We start from the raw sequence: 19235 nt of genomic DNA on the forward strand, positions 1-19235 counted from the left end.
TAGTAATCTTTTCCAAATTTATTTTTTTGGAGGTCCTGTTATGAATTGGAAGTCGTTTTTCCTCGGGGCAGCAGTTGGTATTATCGGTGGATTTGCTGCTAAAGAAATGGTTAACTGTAAGACCCCTGTTTCACCTGAAAAAGTATTAGAGCAAGTCAAAAAACAATTTAATCAGAATGGGCCGATTAGCGGGTCATGGATACATATGGAAGCAGAGCCGTATGAAAAGCAGCAAATCAATTATCGTGTTTACAAAGGTGGTATTTCTAAAAACAACAATGGCACAAACGAACAATTTGAATTCATTGCTGATGCCCGAACGGGAACATTATTAGATGTGCGTAATTTATCCGAGGAACTTGTATCATAAGATTAAGCGTAAGCGCGCCTTGTACAGAGGCAAGGACATTAGGACATTTTTGTTTTCCCATCGGATTTGTGTCCTCATGAACCTCTCATGAGGACAGTTTTCGCTTTCCCATCCCAATTTTTGTCCTCATGAACACCTCATGAGGACAGTTTTCGCTTTCCCGTTCCTATTTTTGTCCTCATGAACACCTCATGAGGACACTTTTCGCTTTCCCATCCCAATTTTTGTCCTCATGAACCTCTCATGAGGACTCTAAAAGCATTTCCGTTCTCATGAATGGTACCTTCGGCTATTTTCACACTACCTTTCCCTCTTGATGCTCTCCACTATTTGCTTTCCGTCAGCGTCCCATTTCACTGTCCGGTAATAGGCATCATGATAAAAGCTGAACCATGCATTTTTTTTAAAGCCGTATGGCAGCCATTTTTCCTTTGCCGCTATTGAGGTCATAGGGTAATCATCATAGGCCATTACCCATAATACCGGTTGGTGAGCATGTGTTGCCATCAGATCTGCCATATGAATTAACATTTCTCCCTCGTCCTCTACGACAAGGATAGAATGTCCATCACTATGGCCGCCCGTATGGACCATTGTAATCGCCCCTAAATTCCAGTTTTCCTTGAAAGGAACCACCTGTGATTCAATGGCTTCCCAGTTTTCTTTCCAGTATGTATTTTTCGAACGAATATTGGGGTTACGCATTTCGTCCCATTCTACTTGTGAGGTAATAATTTGTGCATTGGGAAATGAGGAAACATATTGATCATTTTCAAACTTGGTTAGGCCGCCTGCATGGTCAAAGTGCATATGGGTCATCAGGATGTAATCGATCTCCTCTGCTTTTAACCCTAATTTTATTAATGATTCATCAAGCTCCGATTCCTTGGTGACTCCAAAATTTCTTAATTGCTTTTCCGATAACTTTCCTTTTCCAATACCGGTTTCTACTAAGAAATTCTTTCCATCCATTTGAAGTAACATGGGATCTGTTGGCAATTCAATTTGATTTTTCTCATTTGGTGGATATTTCTTGGACCATAACCCTTTTGGAACAACCCCAAACATGGCACCACCGTCTAAATTGGTTACCCCTCCAGATAACCACGTCAATGATACGCCGCCTATTTTTAATGTTTCCAACTTTCCATCCCCCTTTGTACCTTTTTCTATATATTAACATTGACTAACTATTTAGAGAAACGAAAAAGGACAGTTCAAAATTGAACTGTCCCTAAAATTTAGTTTTGATACTTTACTTCACAACGATAAATGCGACTTCCTTTTTCTGAAAATTTCTCTTCATACTCTGTCATGATGTTACCTTCATAATCACTTTTATGAAGATCTAGACTAATGTACTTTAATAATAAACCGTACTCCGAAAAGCTCATTAAAGAATTTTCAAATAACCCTTGGTTGTCGGTTTTGAAATGGATTTCTCCACCATCAACCATAATGTCCTCATAAAGCTTCAAGAAATCCTTATATGTTAATCTTCTTTTGCTATGACGATATTTTGGCCATGGGTCGGAAAAGTTTAAATAGACCTGGTCCACATCATTCTTTGTAAAGTATTTTGCTAAATCATTTGCATCTACGTTAAGAAGCCTGAGGTTCGGTAAATCGGCTTCAATTAAGCGGTCCAAAGCTGTAATGATGACACTGTCGTATATTTCAATCCCAATATAATTAATCCCAGGATTTGCTTTCGCCATTCCAGTAATAAATTGACCTTTTCCTGTGCCCACTTCAATATGAAGTGGATGATCGTTTTCAAATACTTCATGCCATTTTCCTTTATATTGTTCTGGATTGGCAACTATATATTGGGGATGCTGCTCTATTTTTTCCTTTGCCCAAGGTTTATGTCTGACTCTCATTTATGACACTCCTAAAAATAATATTGTTTACTACATATCATGCACCATTTGTCCTTACAAGTTTAACTATATGGAAATAAGATGATGCATAAACAAAAAAAGAATTCACAACCTAACAGTGTGAGTTCTTTTTTTTAAATAACACTTGAGAGGGTGTACATTCATGCCATTAAGTCATGGTGACCAAGTTACATTATTAAAAGATATATTAAACAATCATCAAACAGATTGCTGCGGGTCCGTTTCAGAATGTGAACAACTGGAACGCTTAGTGAAATCCCTAATGGTTAATACACAGGTTGATCAAAATGTTAAAAATATCTTACAGGAAGTATATCAGTACAGCCAACATGGGGTTGGCACAGCAGATTTAGATCAACACATCTTATCAAACCAAGAAAATTTATCCAATTGGGTTAGCGATATTGGTCAGTTTTCTTAACTAGAGAATTCCATCTAAGAACTTTATCCATTTGTTCATTTCTTCCAAGCGATTTTTATTTTTATACCATTGGATAGAAGAAAGAGTTTGAATGGTCACATACCATTTCATGCGCAGTTTTAGGTTGTCTGTCAGCTCTTTTCCGTAAAGCTTAAGCCAATCCTGCCAATTTTCTTCTGGAATATACCAATAAAGGAGCAGCCCTAGGTCAATGGCGGGGTCGGCAATCATTGCCCCGTCCCAATCAATCAAGTACAACTGGTTGTCTTCTGCAAGCAGCCAGTTGTTATGGTTGACATCACCATGACAAACCACCTTTTCATCGCAATAAACATTTAAAGCTTCTTTTTTTAAAAAGTTCATTGCTTTTTGCGATTCAGGCATTAGGAGTACCTCTTCATCTAACTCGTTTGCAACTCTTTGCAATAACGGTTCAGGATGCATTGGAGAGCTCTCTAATCGACTTAACATTCCTAGCATTGGCTCGGAGCAATGAATCTTCTTAAGCAGTCTCGCCACGAGTTCTTGGTTCATTTCAGACGGCTTTAACTCTCTGCCTGGAAGCCACTGCTGTGCAGTTATGACGTCTCCACTTTCCAACCGTTTTGTCCAAACAAGCTTTGGGACGATGCCTTCTGCTGAGAGTACAGCAAGGAACGGAGAAGAATTCCGCTTTAAAAAAAGCCTTTGGTCTTTATATTTCGCATAAAAGGCTTCACCTGTTTTGCCTCCAGCAGGGGTAATTTCCCATTCTTGTCCTAGTATATGATCCAAAATTGCTCACCTTCAATTTATGCCGTTCTAATGGGCTCATTCCCCTTATTTCTAAGAGGTAAAACCTGCGCTGCCGGAAGGTCCTATATTACCACAGTTTCATTAACAGCTTTTTAATTTTTTAGAAATAAAAAAAAGCTATTGAAACCATTGCACACAATAGCCATCTTAATAAATTTTATCTCGGATTACCTTTTTTCGTCAAGTAAATCTGAAGAAACTATTTTTTTAGCAAAACATTTATGGAAACTGGCTCCATCAAAACTTCGCCACCATGCAAAATCTTTTTGGAGAAAATTTCAGCTTGTTCATGGTCAGCTAAAACAGCCCAGTCCCCTTCTGGTATCGAAATCGCTTGCTTCTTTGACGAAGGGTTAATTAATAAGATTACATCATCTTCCCTATTAAACAAATAACCCAACACCGGTGCAGCTAATGGTAATTGTCGTATATTTGCACGGATTTCAGCAGAAGTTCTCATTCGGAAAGAAGAAAGAGATTTACGGATTTGAATAAGTCCTTTAATATATTTTACGTTTTCTTTATATATTATCTTTCTATCCCAATCAAGTTGATTGATTGGATCAGGAGAACGATAACTATTTCCATCACCCTTTTTTGTTCGAAAAAACTCTTGGCCGCTGTGGAGAAATGGAATTCCTTGTGATAATAAGACAATACTCGTTGCGAGACGATGATATTTTATTCGTAAAGAATCCTCTGCATCAGGGAGACAAGCAATAAGCTTATCCCACATGGTATGATTATCATGGCACTCCACATAGTTCACAGATTGAAAGGGTTCATTAAATAGGGGCAACCCCTGTTTCGTAAAACCGATACTGCCCGTTATAACCTCATTAGCCGCCTCAACATAGTGCTCATTTCCTAAGGCAAAGCCTTTATCAAACAAGTTAAATGAACTACCTTTTATACAATCACGATATTTATCATTGAATTGAGCTATTTGTGGCATTTTTGCCTGATTTGCTATTGTTGCTTTCTGCTCACCTGGAAGAGGTGTGTTGAGACTCCAGCCTTCACCGATGATGATTGTTCCTTTTGACAGGCTGTCGCACACTTTCCTTACCTCGTTCATGGTCTCTACATCCAATATCCCCATCAAATCAAAGCGAAAACCATCGATATGATATTCCTCCAGCCAATAACGAATCGAATCAACAATATATTTTCTGACCATTTTTCGTTCTGATGCAATGTCATTCCCAACCCCAGTACCATTGGAAGGGAGTCCAATTTCGTTATGACGGAAATAATAACCCGGGACCACCTTTTCAAAGGAGGAATTCTCACGGATGTAAACATGATTATAAACCACATCCATAATCACTCGAAGACCAAGACTATGAACTTGATCAATTAACTGTTTTAACTCCATGATTCTTGAATATGGATCGGCAGGATTCGTTGAATAGCTTCCTTCGGGAGCATTGAAATGGAGAGGATTATATCCCCAATTATATTCATTATTTGGTTGCAGTTCATCGACGCCAGCAAAATCATGGAAGGGGAGGAATTCTATATGGGTAATACCAAGGTCTTTTATATAAGATAATCCTGTAGGTTCATCGTCGATCCCTTTTGTATTTAGCTCGCCTGCACCTAGATAAAGTCCTTTATTCTTTACACCACTTTTAGGGTGAATCGTTAAGTCTCTGATATGTGTTTCATAAATAATTGCATCTACGGCATTTTCAATAGCGGGTAAGTTTGGACGCGGCCTATGTGTTTTCTCAAGCCTCACAATCACTCCAAGCTCGCCATTGACCGTCACAGCCTTAGCATAAGGATCTGTAGCTTCTCGCCATTCTTGATTAACTAGGATGAGGAAACTATATTGATAAAATTCTAATTCACGGTTGACAGTAACAGACCATATGCCGCGATCCTCTCGTTTCATTTTTACAATTTCTGAGAAACTGCTATTAGCAGGACGTAACTTTAATTTAACTTGTGTGGCGGTTGGGGCCCATAGCTTAAAACAGGTTTGGCCAGCATGAAAGGTAACACCAAGGTCATTACCGTCATAATAGAATTTCTCGTCAAAGGCGTCCGTTCGAATCACTGCACCAATATGCAGGTCTGTTTTCCCGCCATGTTCATCAATAATCACATATTGTTTTTCAAAGGAATAATCTTTTGAAAATTCACAAATATATTTCATATTATTATCTATTTGTTTCTTCTCGATGATTTTCAAGGGATGTTCTTGAAAACCACTTGAAATCAAGAAAGCGGATGACAAACCGTGATGATAGGAAAGTGGTAGAAGAATCGTAATGATCTTCATCTCATCTAGATAGGCAAAGAAATTTCGGTCAGTAGCAATCATTCGAGTCCCTCTCTTTCAACTCCACTTCTTCCGGACGTTTTATTCTCGACAACACTTCCAAAGCTCTTGCTTGAAGATGTATATTCAAAGGAGTAAATCCAATATGCTCCCCATCTGCGTGAACAAAAAGGGCTGAAGGGGATTGGATAGTAACATCCTTTCCTTTATAAGTTTTCACTTCTTTAAAATGGATGTGCTTCCCCCAAAACACACTGATAAAAACGAGTAACAGCTTCCACCTTGATAATCGTTGAACAACGGTTATATCAAAAAGTCCATCATCAGGCTCGGCCACAGGGGCAATTTTCATTCCACCGCCATAATATGGTTGATTGGAAACCGTTACAAACCATGTTTGTTCAAATATATGCTTTTCTCCGTCAATTGATAAATCAATTGTTGTGGTTTTATAAGTAAATAATTTTTTTAATAGAAAATAAACATAAACCAACCTGCCCAACGAAAGTTTATTGAGTAAAGCCTTCATCCGGGATTGATTAACTTCATAAGAAATGATTGCATCAAACCCAGCACCCATATTGTTAATAAAATAGTGCTGATTCGAATCATCCATGGTAATTTTTCCAATATCAATAGGCAGACCCTTATGTTTCGCGAGGCGGAGAATCACTGCTAATGCTTCCACGGGGTCGACAGGAATTTGAAATCCTCTGGAAAAATCATTTCCAGACCCACCAGGGATAAATCCCAGAGTATTATTATTATCCTTCACTGCTCCATTTACCACTTCATGCATCGTTCCATCTCCGCCAACAGCGATGATCATCTTTGGCTCAGGGTTCTTTAACGCAATTTGGCTGGCAAGGATATTGGCATGGCCTGGATATTCGGTAAAGAATGCAAGGTAGGACACCTGTTCAACTTTGAGTTGCTGTTCCACCCGTTCCCAAATCTTAAAGCAGTGGCCATTTCCAGCTTTTGGATTAATAATAAAGTAAATTTGTTTCATATTACCAACCTTTATTTTAATTATATGTTTTTGTGTGATTTAAAGGATATATTTTTAGGGCTTCATACTTGGGTGTTTTGTTAAGGTTTGTCCGATATAATACTACTTCACTTGCTTCAAATGAGAGTGGGTTAGGCTGCAGTTCTTCCCATAAATCAAGCATTTCCTTTTGGAAGGGATGGACCCCGTCCCACTTTCTAGCAAGTGTTATATGAGGTCGAAAGGGTCTGGTTTCAAGTTGAAACCCTGCATTCTCACAAGCAGAAAACACCTTTTTTCTGATGGTTTGTAAATGCTTGCTTTCCTCTATATCGGCCCAAAAAACACGAGGAGAATCAGCACTTCCGAAAAATCCAAGTTTGTTGATTCTCAGGGTGAATGCTTTCTCATCTTTAAGGGCATCATTAACATTATTTTCTGCAAGTGCAAGTTTATCAGGTGGAGCACTGCCTAGAAATGCTAGGGTTATATGCAAATCTTGATAATGAACCCAGCGGCTAAATGGGATTCGTTCCTTTATTTTTCCCATATGTTCTTGCATCGTTAATTTTGTTTGTTCTGGTATTCTTACGGCAAAGAAAAAATGGGATCGATGTTCCATTGTTATCTTCCTTTCTTTAGTTAATTTTAGTCTATTTTGTCCTAAATGTATCTATTAGCAAACAGACAATTACCCGATATTTTTTACATAGAGCATAAATTTATTTATTATTAGATAGGAAACTATAATTTAAGAACTTACTTCAAGGTATTGAAAGGAAGGTCCCTATGAAAGTAGTCAACAATATCGCTGAATTAATCGGAGATACACCATTAGTGAAACTAAATCGATTAGCACCAAAGGACGGGGCCTCGGTTTATTTAAAACTGGAGTACTTTAATCCCAGCAAAAGCGTTAAAGACCGGGCAGCTTTTAATATGATTATCGAAGCAGAAAAGGCTGGAAAATTAACAGCAGGTTCAACGATTATTGAGCCGACCAGTGGAAATACAGGGATTGGCCTTGCCATGAATGCTGCTGCTCGCGGCTATAAATCGATTATCGTGATGCCTGATACTATGACACAAGAACGAATCAGTATCCTAAAGGCATACGGGGCTGAGGTTGTCCTTACACCTGGGGCTGAAAAAATGCCTGGAGCCATCCAAAAAGCACTTGAATTAGCAAGTGAGATTCCAAATAGTTTTGTTCCCATGCAATTTGAAAATCACGCAAATTCAGATGCGCACCGATTCACTACTGCTGTTGAAATTATCAAAGCGATGAAGGAAATCGGTAAACCGCTGGCAGCTTTTATCGCAACAGCTGGAACTGGGGGAACCATCACTGGGACAGGGGAAACATTAAAAGAGCATTATGAAAATTTAACGGTCCATGTTGTCGAACCGAAAGGCTCACCTGTTTTATCAGGCGGAAAACCAGGTAAACACAAGCTGGTTGGGACAAGCCCAGGTTTTATCCCAGTTATTCTTAATCAAAATATCTATGATGAAATTCATCAAATCAATGATGAAGATGCCTATGATATCTCTCGTCGGTTGGCTGTCGAAGAAGGAATTCTAGTTGGACCTTCCTCTGGCGGTGCTTGCTTCGCCGCATTAGAAGTTGCCAAACGTTTAACTCCAGATGATGTGGTCGTTTGTATTGCTTGCGATACGGGCGAACGATACTTATCCAGCGATTTGTTTCAATATTAATTAAAAAAGACGTGGACACTCTTATTAAAGGGTTCCGTTTTGAGGTGCTTTTCTGAAGTGTTTATAGCCGAAATGACAAACGGTTAGACATAGTTATTGGTATATTTTAGACCATTAAGTCGTCGCACATTGGCGACTTTTCTTTATAAGGCAGATGAAGACCAATCCTTTTGAAAAACCAGAGCAAGTGGTCATCATAAAGGCGATGAAGACCAAATCACTTCGGAAAACTAGAGAAAGTGGTCATCATTAAGGCAATGAAGACCAAATCACTTCGGAAAACTAGAGAAAGTGGTCATCATTAAGGCGATGAAGACCAAATCCCTTCGGAAAACCGGAGAAAGTGGTCATCATTAAGGCGATGAAGACCAAATCACTTCGGAAAACCGGAGAAAGTGGTCATCATAAAGGCGATGAAGACCAAATCACTTCGGAAAACTAGAGAAAGTGGTCATCATTAAGGCGATGAAGACCAAATCACTTCGGAAAACTAGAGAAAGTGGTCATCATTAAGGCGATGAAGACCAAATCCCTTCAGATAAAGTGAGAATATAGTCTTCATAGCAAATGCTATATGTTCACCAACCCGAACTGCTTAATAATTAGAAAAACATTTAAATTGACACCTAAATCGACAAGTTTATTGACCATTAATTTGGCAGTTTTTCTTAATCGTACAATAATTTTTGTACTTCATAAAAATGATGTCAAATGTTTGTCAAACCCTATAAGAAATGTTAATAACCTTGATAAATAAAGAAAATGACGTATACCAATTCATACGTCATTTCTTATGTCATTTATTAAAATGCACCTGAAAACGGAACCCTTTACACTCCTGTGTTCACGTCTTTTTTCTAATTAAGGGTTTTATCTTTAAGTGCTCCGCATTGTTTTTCAATTTCTTGCTCAAATGCTTCTTGCAGCCTTCGTGTAACAGTGCCTGGTAAACCATCCGCAACTTTCTTCCCATCCACTTCAATAATCGGCATCACCTCTGAAGTAGTACTTGATAGGAACACTTCATCAGCATTGGCCAATTCATCACGTGTAAATGTTCGTTCCTCCACCACAATATTATTACTAGTACAAATCTGCAATATTACATCCTTTGTAATCCCTTTTAAAATTAAGTTATCCGACGGATGCGTGAACACAACACCATTTTTGACAATATAGATATTCGACGAACTCCCTTCCGTAACATTGCCGTTGCGATGTTGGATTGCTTCAAAGCAACCTTCAACAGCCGCTTTTTGTTTGGCTAATAGATTGCCTAGCAAATTCAAACTTTTTATGTCACAACGCAGCCAACGAATATCTTCTGTTACGATTGTTTTTACTCCCTTCTTCAAACTTTCCAAAGGTCTAAGCGCTTCCTTTGTATAAGCTACAAGGCTAGGAGTTATATTTTCCGCCGGAAACACATGATTACGGGGGGCGACTCCTCTCGTAATTTGCATATAAATGGTCCCTAACTGAAGATTATTTTTTGCAACAAGCTCTTCTAGCAATTTCGTTAATTGCTCCATAGTATACGGAAGTACAATCCCAATACTATCCAAGCTTTTCACAAAACGATTCATGTGTTCAGTTCCTGTGAACATTTTTCCGTTGTAGACACGGATAACTTCGTATACACCATCACCAAATTGATAACCGCGATCTTCCACATCAACCTTAGCTTCTGAACGCTCAATAATTTCCCCATTCAAGATTGCAAATTTCATTCTTCCATATCCCCTTTTTATATCTTATTCATTCATGGCCAATTCAAAAATAGCCTGAGCGTAAATGGCTGTTGCTTTAAGTAAATCATCAATATACATATATTCATCTTTTTGGTGCGCTATATCTGGTCTGCCAGGAAATAAGGGTCCAAATGCTACCCCTGCTTTTAGGGAACGGGCGTAGGTCCCTCCGCCTATCGCAATTAACTCAGCTTTTTCTCCCGTTTGTTCTTCATAAACCTTTTTCAATGTTTGAATCAGGAATTCTTTTTCATCGACGTAATGTGGTTTCGAGTCAGAAAAATTTTCAATCTCGAATCCCTCATTTTGCAATAGATCATCCAGTTTTGCTTTAGTAGAATCCATTTTGTTTGTGACAGGGTATCTGCATGTCATTCCAATTCTTCCACCTAATTCATCACTGTAAGTCAGCTTTCCAGGATTGATGGTTAATTCACCGGAAATGTCATCTGAATAGGCCACACCAAGATTTACACCCCTGGAATCATTAAAGAAATAGTTTGAAACGAATTGGAAATAATCGGAGGCCTTTGCATCTAACCTTTGCTTAGAAAGGAATTCCGCTAAAAACAAGCCCGCATTAATACCATTTCTCGGTTCCATCCCGTGGGCCGAGACACCTTTTACTTCTAAACTTAATTCACCATTTTCGATTTTGTGACTATGCTCCAATTGATATTCCTTCATAAAGTTTATAAATTGCTGAACTGTCTCTTCCGGATTTTCCTTGATAAGAATGGTTGCTTTCGCATAATCGGGAACCATGTTGTATCTTTTACCTGAAGTAAAGCCGACGACCTTGATATTGGACTCCACAGATTCCTGTGGCGATTTTTTCTGAACCATATCAAAATCCGCAATCCCTTTTTCCGCATTAATAATAGGGAAATCTGCATCTGGAGCAAATCCTAAAGTTGGCATTTCTTCATGCTTAAAATAGTGCTCTACACAGCGCCAATTACTTTCTTCGTCGGTTCCGATAATCATTCGAACACGCTTTTTAAGTGGCAGACCGAGATCCTTAACAATTTTCATTGCATAATAGGCAGCCATCGTCGGTCCCTTATCATCTAGTGCACCACGGGCAAAAATCATTCCATCACGAATTTCGGCTTCAAATGGATCACTTGACCAGCCATCACCTTCAGGTACCACATCCACATGACAAAGGATTCCAAGCAGTTCCTCACCTTCACCAAACTCAAGATGTCCGGCAAGGTTCCCTACATTTTTCGGAATAAATCCATCTTTTTCACCAAGAGTCAGCATAAAATCAAGCGCTTCCTTCACGCCTTTCCCAAGCGGCGCTTCAGCAGATGTATTCTCTTCGTCTAAAAGACTTCTTATATGTAATAAATCCTGTGTGTCCGTAATCAGGGACTGTTTTCTTTTTTCAACTTCACTCATCCAATCAATCTTCGTCAAATGTAAATCCCCCTTTCGTTGATGAATTCACTTCCACCATAACAATATCATTATTGTAAATATTTTATCAATTTTGCTTCAATAAACGTTGTTTTTTTATTATGCAAAAAATAAATCAACCAATTTAACTAAAAATTCAAATAATTAGTCATAATCCATACATTATCGCCCATAACCTATAGTAAGAGTATGGTAAAGGAGGGCGAAAATCCGAACAATTTTTGTTAATTTTAGATGTTTATTTTGTAAATTTAAGTATATTGGTGGAAATTTTCTGATTTTGTGGTTACAATAAGGTTAGATGTAAGACATGTAAGACATCTAAGTATCCACAGTAATCATCCACGAAAAGGAGATGTCTGCGCGGAAAAGAAAACTACATATTCTTGAAGAGGAATCTTCAAATAGGCTGTCGGTAGCAGGGTATTGCCATGGGTTTGAAAAAAGGATAGGGAGTGGTTCTTTGAAACCTTCAACTAACCGGATGTTAAACCGCATCAAATGTATCTACATGTTTATCCGCAATAACGGCACTGTTTCTACGCAAGAACTTGTAGAGGAATTTGGTATCACTCCTCGCACCATACAACGAGATTTAAATGTCTTAGCCTATAATGACTTGGTAATTAGCCCAAGCCGCGGAAAATGGACGACAACACAAAAGAGAGTAAAAATGTCTTCTTAATAAAAAAATAAATTAGCATAATTTCATAAAAAAGCACGCGAGCCCATCTCGCGTGCTTTTTGTTTATCTAAAATCAATGGTGCTCATGTACTTGGTTCGTGATTTTTTGATATTCCTGTTCACTTAGGATCCCTAGTTTTCTAAAAACATATGAATAAATGAAAATCCTCCGTTGCAATCGAGGGGTTACGAACATATTAATCATCTCCTGCCTTAATTAATTATATTCGCCATTTCAAACAAAGTTTCCTTCAACCAAAAAAAATTCTTATGGATAATATTTTAACCCCATAGCAAGAACATGATGGGAGGGAGCTAAGCCACTGTACTTGTGTAGAAACAGTAGAATGGGTTGATCTAAAATCCTCTACACTAATTGACAGTTTTCGATAGTATGGTAGTATATTAATATCAAAAATACTTTAGCGCTTAAAAGCGTCTAAGCAAAAAAGATAAGTGGGTAGGAATAACATGAAAAATAATCATCAGAACTTACAAAAAGGATTATTACCGAGGCATGTCCAGTTTATAGCCTTAGCTGGTATGATTGGTACGGGGATTTTTAAAGGGAGTTCCGACACCTTGGCGATTGCAGGACCGAGTGTTGTAATTGCCTATTTAATTGGCGGCCTTTTACTATTTATCATAATGGCTGCCTTAGGGGAAATGGCGCTTGCTTTTCCAAATTTAAATGTACAGCATTTAGTAAACAAAGCATTTGGATTCCAAGTTTCGTATATTGTGGGATGGCTTTACTGGATCAACTGGATTCTTGTTACGGTTGTTGAATTATTAGCAGCGGGAAGTTTCCTACAATTTTGGTTTCCTACAATACCATTATGGGTGTTAAGTTTCCTTTGCGCAGTTATAATCGTAGGAATTAATTTAACTCAAGTAAAAAATTATGGGGAACTTGAATTTTGGTTTGCTGGAATTAAAATCATAGCGCTGATAGCGTTTATCATTTTAGGCTTTTCACTCCTATTAGGAATTATTCCAAGCTCGATCCAGGATCCGCTCGCTAACTACACAGCACACGGCGGATTTTTCCCGCACGGAATGGGTGGAACTTTCAGCGCCTTTTTAGTGGTCATGTTTTCGTATGGTGGTGCGGAGTTAATTGGGGTCGCTGTTACCGAGACAAAGGATGCTGAGCGAGTATTGCCAAAGATTATTAAAGGGGCAGTTTGGCGTGTTATTATTTTTTATATATTACCAATACTAATCATTTGTGGACTCATGCCTTGGGACAAGGTTACGGGTGCAGACAGTCCTTTCGTTCAGGTCTTCAGTACAACAGGGTTGCCTGGAGCAGCACATATTATGAATTTTGTCCTGCTGACAGCCGTACTGTCCGCTGCAAATTCAGGTATTTATGCGACATCCAGAACGCTGTTTTCTATGGCACAAAGTGGCGTTGCGCCTAGGGGGTTAGCAAAGCTCTCTGCAAAGGGAATTCCATTAACAGGAATAATGCTTACAAGTATATGTATATTAGCAGGTGTTTACCTAGCCTATCTAACACCTAGTGAGGTAATCGGCTATCTCATGACCATTCCAGGGTTTACAGTCATGCTAATCTGGATTAGTATTTGTGCAGCACAGTTAAAACTAAGACCACTTTACAAAAGTCAACCGGCATTTAACGTAAAATGGTTTCCATATACGACCATCTTCGCCATTGTATCTTTAAGCATAATCTTTGTTGGATTTGTGTTTAATCCAAATAATCTAATTGGTACAACCGTAAGCTTGGCAACCATTGGCTTGTTAATCATTCTCTCATTTCTTGTTAGAAAAAATGGTTTGAATGAAATTACCGCTTAATTGATACAGAAAAGGCCCTCAATTTACTTGTTGGCCTTTTTTCCTTTTTCAAAGAGAAAGCTTTGAAAAGTACTCGATCACATACTGACGAAATTCTTGTCCCGCCTCAGATAAATATCGCCTCTTTGACCAGCCTAACCCAATGGTCCTTTGGCATTTTGGTTCAATGATTCTCAGTTTGTTTGGAAAGGGATTCGTATGATGGAGCCACGAAATTTCTGGAATAAAAGCAATCCCTAAACCTTGTTTAACTAAATCCCCTATCACCCCCGGCTCATCTCCTTCAAAAGCAATGTTTGGAACAAATCCTGCCTTACGACAAAATTCATCTGTTAAGTTTCTAAATCCGAAACCAGTATTCATACCGATAATAGGCTCGTCCTTTACTTCATTAAGAAATATTTCTTCTCTCCTCGATAAACGATGTTCTGGGGGAACAATTAAGTAGATTTCTTCAGTCATTAGCGGTTCCCAGACGATATCCGTCCCCTCAATAGGCACGGATGAAATACCAAAATCAATCTCCGCCTTTTCCAGCCGGCTTTTCATTGAGGAGGTTGACTCTAGGACTTGTTGAAATTTAATTTCGGGAAAAAGCTTTAAAAAAGAACTCAATAACTCAGGAAGGACCCTTGGAATACTGACCGCTAAAGTAATTTGCGTTTGCCTTTGATGAGCTCTTTCCGCAATTTCTCTTTTCCCTTCATTTAATTCTAAAAATATCCGATTCACTCGATCTAAAAACAGTTTTCCGTAGTCGTTTAACCGGAGCTGTCGATTTTTCCGATCAAATAATGGAACACCCAAATCTTCCTCTAATCGTGCTATGGTTTTACTTAAAGAGGGTTGGGCAATTTGAAGTTCTTCTGCGGCTTTGGTCATATGCTCAAGTCTGGCAACTGTTTGAAAATACTGTAATTGTAAAAATTCCATCAATTATGCCCCCTTATCAATAGCTTGAAAGCTACTAAATGATAACTAATTATATATTATACAATATACGTAAAAGTATTTATCATTGTGGTTATGTAAAAAACTTAAATGTAAAGGGGTCATTATGAAAGGAATTCACTTAGTATTTAGGGATTTAAAGATGATGTGGCACCATAAGCACGGAAGGATCGCCTTAGTGTTCCTATTAATCGTTCCGTTAATTTATTCTGGTTTCTTTCTTGCTGGTTACTGGAATCCCTATGGACGGTTAGATCAACTTCCTGTCGCTGTCGTCAATCTAGATCATGGATCGATGATGGATAACAAGTCGATTGAGGCAGGTCAGGAATTTGTCAAAAACTTAAAAGAAAACAAGGATCTCAAATTCTATTTCCTCTCTGCAAAGACCGCAAACCAAGGTTTGAAAGACGGGAAATATTATATGGTTCTGACGATTCCAAAAGATTTTTCACAAAAAGTTAGTACATTAATGGATGAACATCCCGAGCAGGCAAAACTAAATTTTAAAATAAATCCAGGAAAAAACTTTGTTGCCTCACAAATTAGTACGACCGCAACGGAAGAAATGAAGACAAAAATATCAGCTAGCATCACGAAATCCTACGCAGATGGCGTATTTTCAAAGTTTGTTGAATTAGCAGACGGCTTACGTGATGCCGGCGATGGTGCGTCAAAAATTAATCAAGGAACAATCGATGCTAAGAATGGAATGATCCAGCTGTCAGATGGTGTCGACCGCTTAAATAATGGTGCAAAAAAGTTAGAGGATGGGAGTCAGCGGCTTTCAAACGGTCAACAAAAATTGACCCATGGGCTTGCCGGTTTAAAAGAGGGCTCACTAGCACTTTCTAATGGCATGGAAAAGCTTTCTGAAGGTCATGCAAGTGTAGAAGTTGGGATGGAACAATTAACGGAAGGCATGCAATCTTTGGCTTTGAATAGTGAAAGGTTATCTCAAGGTCAAGCAGGGGTGAAAAACACGACAGATGAATTATCGAAAACAGTAGAACTATTTTTACAAAATCACCCTGATATGAAAAATGATCCTACCTTCCAACAAATTGCTGCCATGTCAACCGGCCTATCAAAAGCAGCTGATTCATTGAGAAGTGGTCAAGTCCAACTTGCTCAAGGGGCAAACAAATTAGTTCAAGGACAAACAAAAGTCCAAGATGGTATGACAAAGCTTGGCGATAAAATGGATGATGCTGCCACCGGGGCAAACAAATTATCTGAGGGAACCGTACAATTTTCCAATGGTTTCGGTCAATGGAAAAATGGTTTTTCCTCTTTAAACAATGGAATAGTTGATTTAGCAAACGGTGGAAGTAAATTAGATAACGGCACCAATCAGTTGGTAGATGGTTTGGATCAATTGAGCGTTGGTTCAGACGAGTTAGCCACAAAATTAAATGATGCTGCTAAGCAAACGTCTAGTATCCATAATAATAACCAATTAACCTCGATGTTCTCAGAACCAGTCAAATTAGTAGAATCGGATTTATCCGAGGTTCCGAATTATGGGACTGGAATTACCCCCTATTTTCTATCTTTAGCATTTTATGTAGGTGGAATAATGGCAGCTAACATCCTTCCATTAGGACGCAGACAAGATCTTAAGGTTAATGGAACAGAGCATTTTATTAATAAACTCGGACTTAAGTACTCAATCGCATTAATACAAGTGTTATTTGTCGATTTGGTAGTCCTTTTCGGATTCAAAGTACATGTGGTAAGTGTTCCCTTGTTTATTGTATCCAGTGTCATTGTCTCCTTAACCTTCATGACGGTCATCCTTATGTTAGTGACATTGTTTGGTGTTGCAGGGAAATTTATGGCTGTCACACTATTGGTTTTACAATTAGCTACATGTGGTGGAACATTCCCGGGTGAATTGAGTAATCCTATCCTAAGCAAGATCGGTAATGCTTTACCAATGGCCCATTCATTACGGAGCTTCCAAGATGTTATCTCCCTAGGGGATTGGGCCCAACTACAACAGCAAATACTAATCTTACTTTTCTACCTAGTAATAGCGGGGGGTATTGGATGGGTGACAAGTTATCTGCAACATTCCAAGACTGCCGTGGAGACCTCTCATTAAAAACTAAAAAAGTGATACCCAATATTTACATGGGTATCACTTTTTTAATCTTTTTTGTCTTCTGGCTTTTCAATTACCGGATGGAGATGTTTGATTTCCTTCACATCTGGCTCAACAAATAGCCTAAGTGCTGAGAGCTTATTTTCCCAAAATAGCTCAAAATATTGGAGCCAATCCTTTAGTTCGTTTAAAGGCTCCGGCTCCAGCTTGTACCTTGTTTCCCTGCCCGCTTTCCGTTCCTTAACTAGCCCGGCATCTGCTAATACACGTAAATGCTTGGACACAGCGGTTCGACTTATCGGAAAGTGTTCACTTATCGCCGTGACAGGCATCTCTTCCTTGCTAAGAAGTTTTAACAGCTTTCGCCTTGTTGGATCAGCGATGGCTTGAAAAACATCATGCTTTGCAGATGAAGCCGCCATTTATGCCTCAACATGTGCTTGCAATTTTTTCACAAGACCTGCCCAGCCCTGATTCATGTTATCGCGGATAGGAGTATGCGGAGCACCGAATTCTGTAACTTTGTTAGCGTCCCAGCCACCATGGATAAGAGTTAACTCTGTTTTATCATCCAGTTCTTTTAATTCAAATGTTAGTGTCCAATCTTTTCCCCAATTAAATGAAAGTTTGTTAGGTGGATCGACATGTGTTACCTTACATGGCGACATGCCAAATTGCGCAGCATTTAAGTGAAATTCATGACCTTCAACAGGCTGAAGATCATTCGGCATGAACCACGCACCCAGACCTTCTGCTGTAGCTACTGCATCCCATACTTTAGCAATTGGAGCATTGTAAACGACTGTATACTTTATATCTTCTAATGTTGCCTGTGACTCATTTCCCATTTTTATTGCCTCCTCGAATTTTGCTGCGATTACTACTTCATTACGAAACCATTTGGTTTCACATCAAGACTATATAACACCATTTGGTTGCACGTCAAGCATTTCTTTTTTAAAAACAAAAACGGTGACTTCACATTAAGTAAAATCACCGTAATTTTCATTCAATATACTTTCATCCCATAATTATTACAAATCAATATATAGGATAAGCAGTAAAAATATGCTACTTTTAATATTAACCAATCTGCTAACTTTCCTTATTAAAATAAAAATTGGGGTAATAAATATGATAAATACTCAATATTTACGAAGAATTAATCTGAAAAGAGATGAAATTCCTTCTTTTAATAAATATCCCTTTAACCTGCCCAGTTTGCGAGGCTTAGACGAACTAGCTTTTCATCCGAATGTTACTTTCCTGATTGGGGAGAACGGCATGGGTAAATCCACCCTGCTTGAAGCGATTGCGGTAGCAGTTGGTTTTAATCCAGAGGGAGGGTCCTTTAATTTTAATTTTTCAACCTATGATTCACATTCTCCTCTTGCAGACTATCTCAAAGTAATAAAGGGTATCGAAAAACCTAAGGATGGATTTTTTCTGCGCGCTGAAAGTTTTTATAATGTTGCTTCTAATATTGAGGAGCTGGATAAAGGAGGCGGCGGGAGAAGGGTCATTGAATCATTCGGAGGTGTTTCCCTGCATGAACAGTCGCATGGTGAGGCCTTCTTTGCCACTTTTCTTCATCGGTTTGGCGGTAATGGGATATACATTTTAGATGAACCAGAAGCAGCCCTCTCCCCACTGCGGCAGATGTCGATGCTGACAAGGATTCATGATTTGGTGAAAGAGAACTCCCAATTTATTATTGCTACCCATTCGCCAATCATCATGGCTTATCCTAAGGCAAAAATCTTTGAATTTACAGAAGAAGGAATTATTGAAAATACACTTGAGGAAACGAATCATTATCGGATTATGAAACAGTTTTTTGATGATAAAAATAGAATGCTGCATCATCTGTTAGATGATTAAAAATTGACTTTGAAAGGCGGGTTTCTCAATCACCATTCGTTCCAGGAACGTAGACGCCTTCTATGTGACCCTATTCTTCATTCTGGCATTCTTAGGGGAACGTAGACACCTTCTACGT

General features: G+C 38.7%; 18 protein-coding genes. 7 read left to right on the forward strand and 11 right to left on the reverse strand.

Translation table 11 applies throughout. The features are described 5' to 3' along the window. Positions 1–40 precede the first annotated feature (40 nt). Complete coding sequence (locus J7E67_RS19145; protein ID WP_214719062.1) at positions 41–370, forward strand: PepSY domain-containing protein; 330 nt, start codon at positions 41–43, stop codon at positions 368–370. Positions 371–670: 300 nt separating this feature from the next. Here J7E67_RS19145 and J7E67_RS19150 read toward each other — a convergent pair whose 3' ends face one another. Both J7E67_RS19150 and trmB read right to left on the reverse strand, forming a co-directional pair. Continuing rightward, entirely contained in the window at positions 671–1513 is an 843-nt protein-coding gene (locus J7E67_RS19150) for a YtnP family quorum-quenching lactonase (protein ID WP_214732643.1), read from the reverse strand. A 98-nt stretch (positions 1514–1611) separates the two neighbouring features. Continuing rightward, the gene (gene trmB, locus J7E67_RS19155) at positions 1612–2253 is read right to left on the reverse strand and encodes a tRNA (guanosine(46)-N7)-methyltransferase TrmB (RefSeq protein WP_214732644.1); all 642 of its coding nucleotides are present in this window, start codon (positions 2251–2253) and stop codon (positions 1612–1614) included. 163 nt (positions 2254–2416) lie between these two features. Between trmB and J7E67_RS19160 the strand changes: the two genes are divergently transcribed. Next, complete coding sequence (locus J7E67_RS19160; protein ID WP_088089290.1) at positions 2417–2695, forward strand: YtzH-like family protein; 279 nt, start codon at positions 2417–2419, stop codon at positions 2693–2695. Here J7E67_RS19160 and J7E67_RS19165 read toward each other — a convergent pair whose 3' ends face one another. The 4 genes from J7E67_RS19165 to thpR form a co-directional block, all read right to left on the reverse strand. Further along, entirely contained in the window at positions 2696–3469 is a 774-nt protein-coding gene (locus J7E67_RS19165) for a phosphotransferase family protein (protein ID WP_214732645.1), read from the reverse strand. Between the two features lie 220 nt (positions 3470–3689). After that, the gene (pulA, locus tag J7E67_RS19170; protein ID WP_214732646.1) at positions 3690–5822 is read right to left on the reverse strand and encodes a type I pullulanase; all 2133 of its coding nucleotides are present in this window, start codon (positions 5820–5822) and stop codon (positions 3690–3692) included. Continuing rightward, positions 5809–6792 carry a diacylglycerol/lipid kinase family protein gene (locus J7E67_RS19175; protein WP_214732647.1) on the reverse strand — a complete coding sequence of 328 codons (984 nt, stop codon included), beginning with the start codon at positions 6790–6792 and terminating at the stop codon, positions 5809–5811. Before J7E67_RS19175 ends, pulA begins: the two co-directional genes overlap by 14 nt. 16 nt (positions 6793–6808) lie before the next feature. Next, positions 6809–7393, reverse strand: coding sequence for an RNA 2',3'-cyclic phosphodiesterase (gene thpR, locus J7E67_RS19180; RefSeq protein WP_214732648.1), 585 nt, complete (start codon positions 7391–7393; stop codon positions 6809–6811). 167 nt (positions 7394–7560) lie between these two features. On the opposite strand from thpR, the gene cysK reads away from it, so the two are divergent. Continuing rightward, complete coding sequence (gene cysK, locus J7E67_RS19185; RefSeq protein ID WP_214732649.1) at positions 7561–8490, forward strand: cysteine synthase A; 930 nt, start codon at positions 7561–7563, stop codon at positions 8488–8490. Positions 8491–9347: 857 nt separating this feature from the next. Here the strand turns inward: cysK and dat are convergent. Next, the gene (dat, locus tag J7E67_RS19190; protein ID WP_214732650.1) at positions 9348–10220 is read right to left on the reverse strand and encodes a D-amino-acid transaminase; all 873 of its coding nucleotides are present in this window, start codon (positions 10218–10220) and stop codon (positions 9348–9350) included. A gap of 24 nt (positions 10221–10244) precedes the next feature. Then, on the reverse strand, positions 10245–11666 hold the full coding sequence (gene pepV / locus J7E67_RS19195; protein WP_214732651.1) for a dipeptidase PepV: 1422 nt from the start codon (positions 11664–11666) through the stop codon (positions 10245–10247). 463 nt (positions 11667–12129) lie between these two features. Here pepV and J7E67_RS19200 point away from each other — a divergent pair, with 463 nt between their 5' ends. Both J7E67_RS19200 and J7E67_RS19205 read left to right on the forward strand, forming a co-directional pair. Further along, positions 12130–12351, forward strand: a complete 222-nt coding sequence (locus J7E67_RS19200) for a DeoR family transcriptional regulator (protein ID WP_066260326.1) — start codon at positions 12130–12132, stop codon at positions 12349–12351. Between the two features lie 471 nt (positions 12352–12822). Further along, entirely contained in the window at positions 12823–14178 is a 1356-nt protein-coding gene (locus J7E67_RS19205) for an amino acid permease (RefSeq protein WP_214732652.1), read from the forward strand. A gap of 48 nt (positions 14179–14226) precedes the next feature. On the opposite strand, the gene J7E67_RS19210 is transcribed toward J7E67_RS19205, so the two are convergent. After that, positions 14227–15111 carry a LysR family transcriptional regulator gene (locus J7E67_RS19210; RefSeq protein WP_214732653.1) on the reverse strand — a complete coding sequence of 295 codons (885 nt, stop codon included), beginning with the start codon at positions 15109–15111 and terminating at the stop codon, positions 14227–14229. A gap of 124 nt (positions 15112–15235) precedes the next feature. Here J7E67_RS19210 and J7E67_RS19215 point away from each other — a divergent pair, with 124 nt between their 5' ends. After that, on the forward strand, positions 15236–17236 hold the full coding sequence (locus J7E67_RS19215; RefSeq protein WP_214732654.1) for a YhgE/Pip family protein: 2001 nt from the start codon (positions 15236–15238) through the stop codon (positions 17234–17236). 44 nt (positions 17237–17280) lie between these two features. Here the strand turns inward: J7E67_RS19215 and J7E67_RS19220 are convergent, their stop codons facing one another. Further along, positions 17281–17658, reverse strand: coding sequence for an ArsR/SmtB family transcription factor (locus J7E67_RS19220; RefSeq protein ID WP_214719048.1), 378 nt, complete (start codon positions 17656–17658; stop codon positions 17281–17283). Beyond that, complete coding sequence (locus tag J7E67_RS19225; protein WP_214719045.1) at positions 17659–18084, reverse strand: SRPBCC family protein; 426 nt, start codon at positions 18082–18084, stop codon at positions 17659–17661. Between the two features lie 286 nt (positions 18085–18370). On the opposite strand from J7E67_RS19225, the gene J7E67_RS19230 reads away from it, so the two are divergent. Then, positions 18371–19117, forward strand: a complete 747-nt coding sequence (locus J7E67_RS19230; protein ID WP_214732655.1) for an AAA family ATPase — start codon at positions 18371–18373, stop codon at positions 19115–19117. Positions 19118–19235 lie beyond the last annotated feature (118 nt).

The sequence above is a fragment of the Bacillus sp. ISL-46 genome (assembly GCF_018613205.1).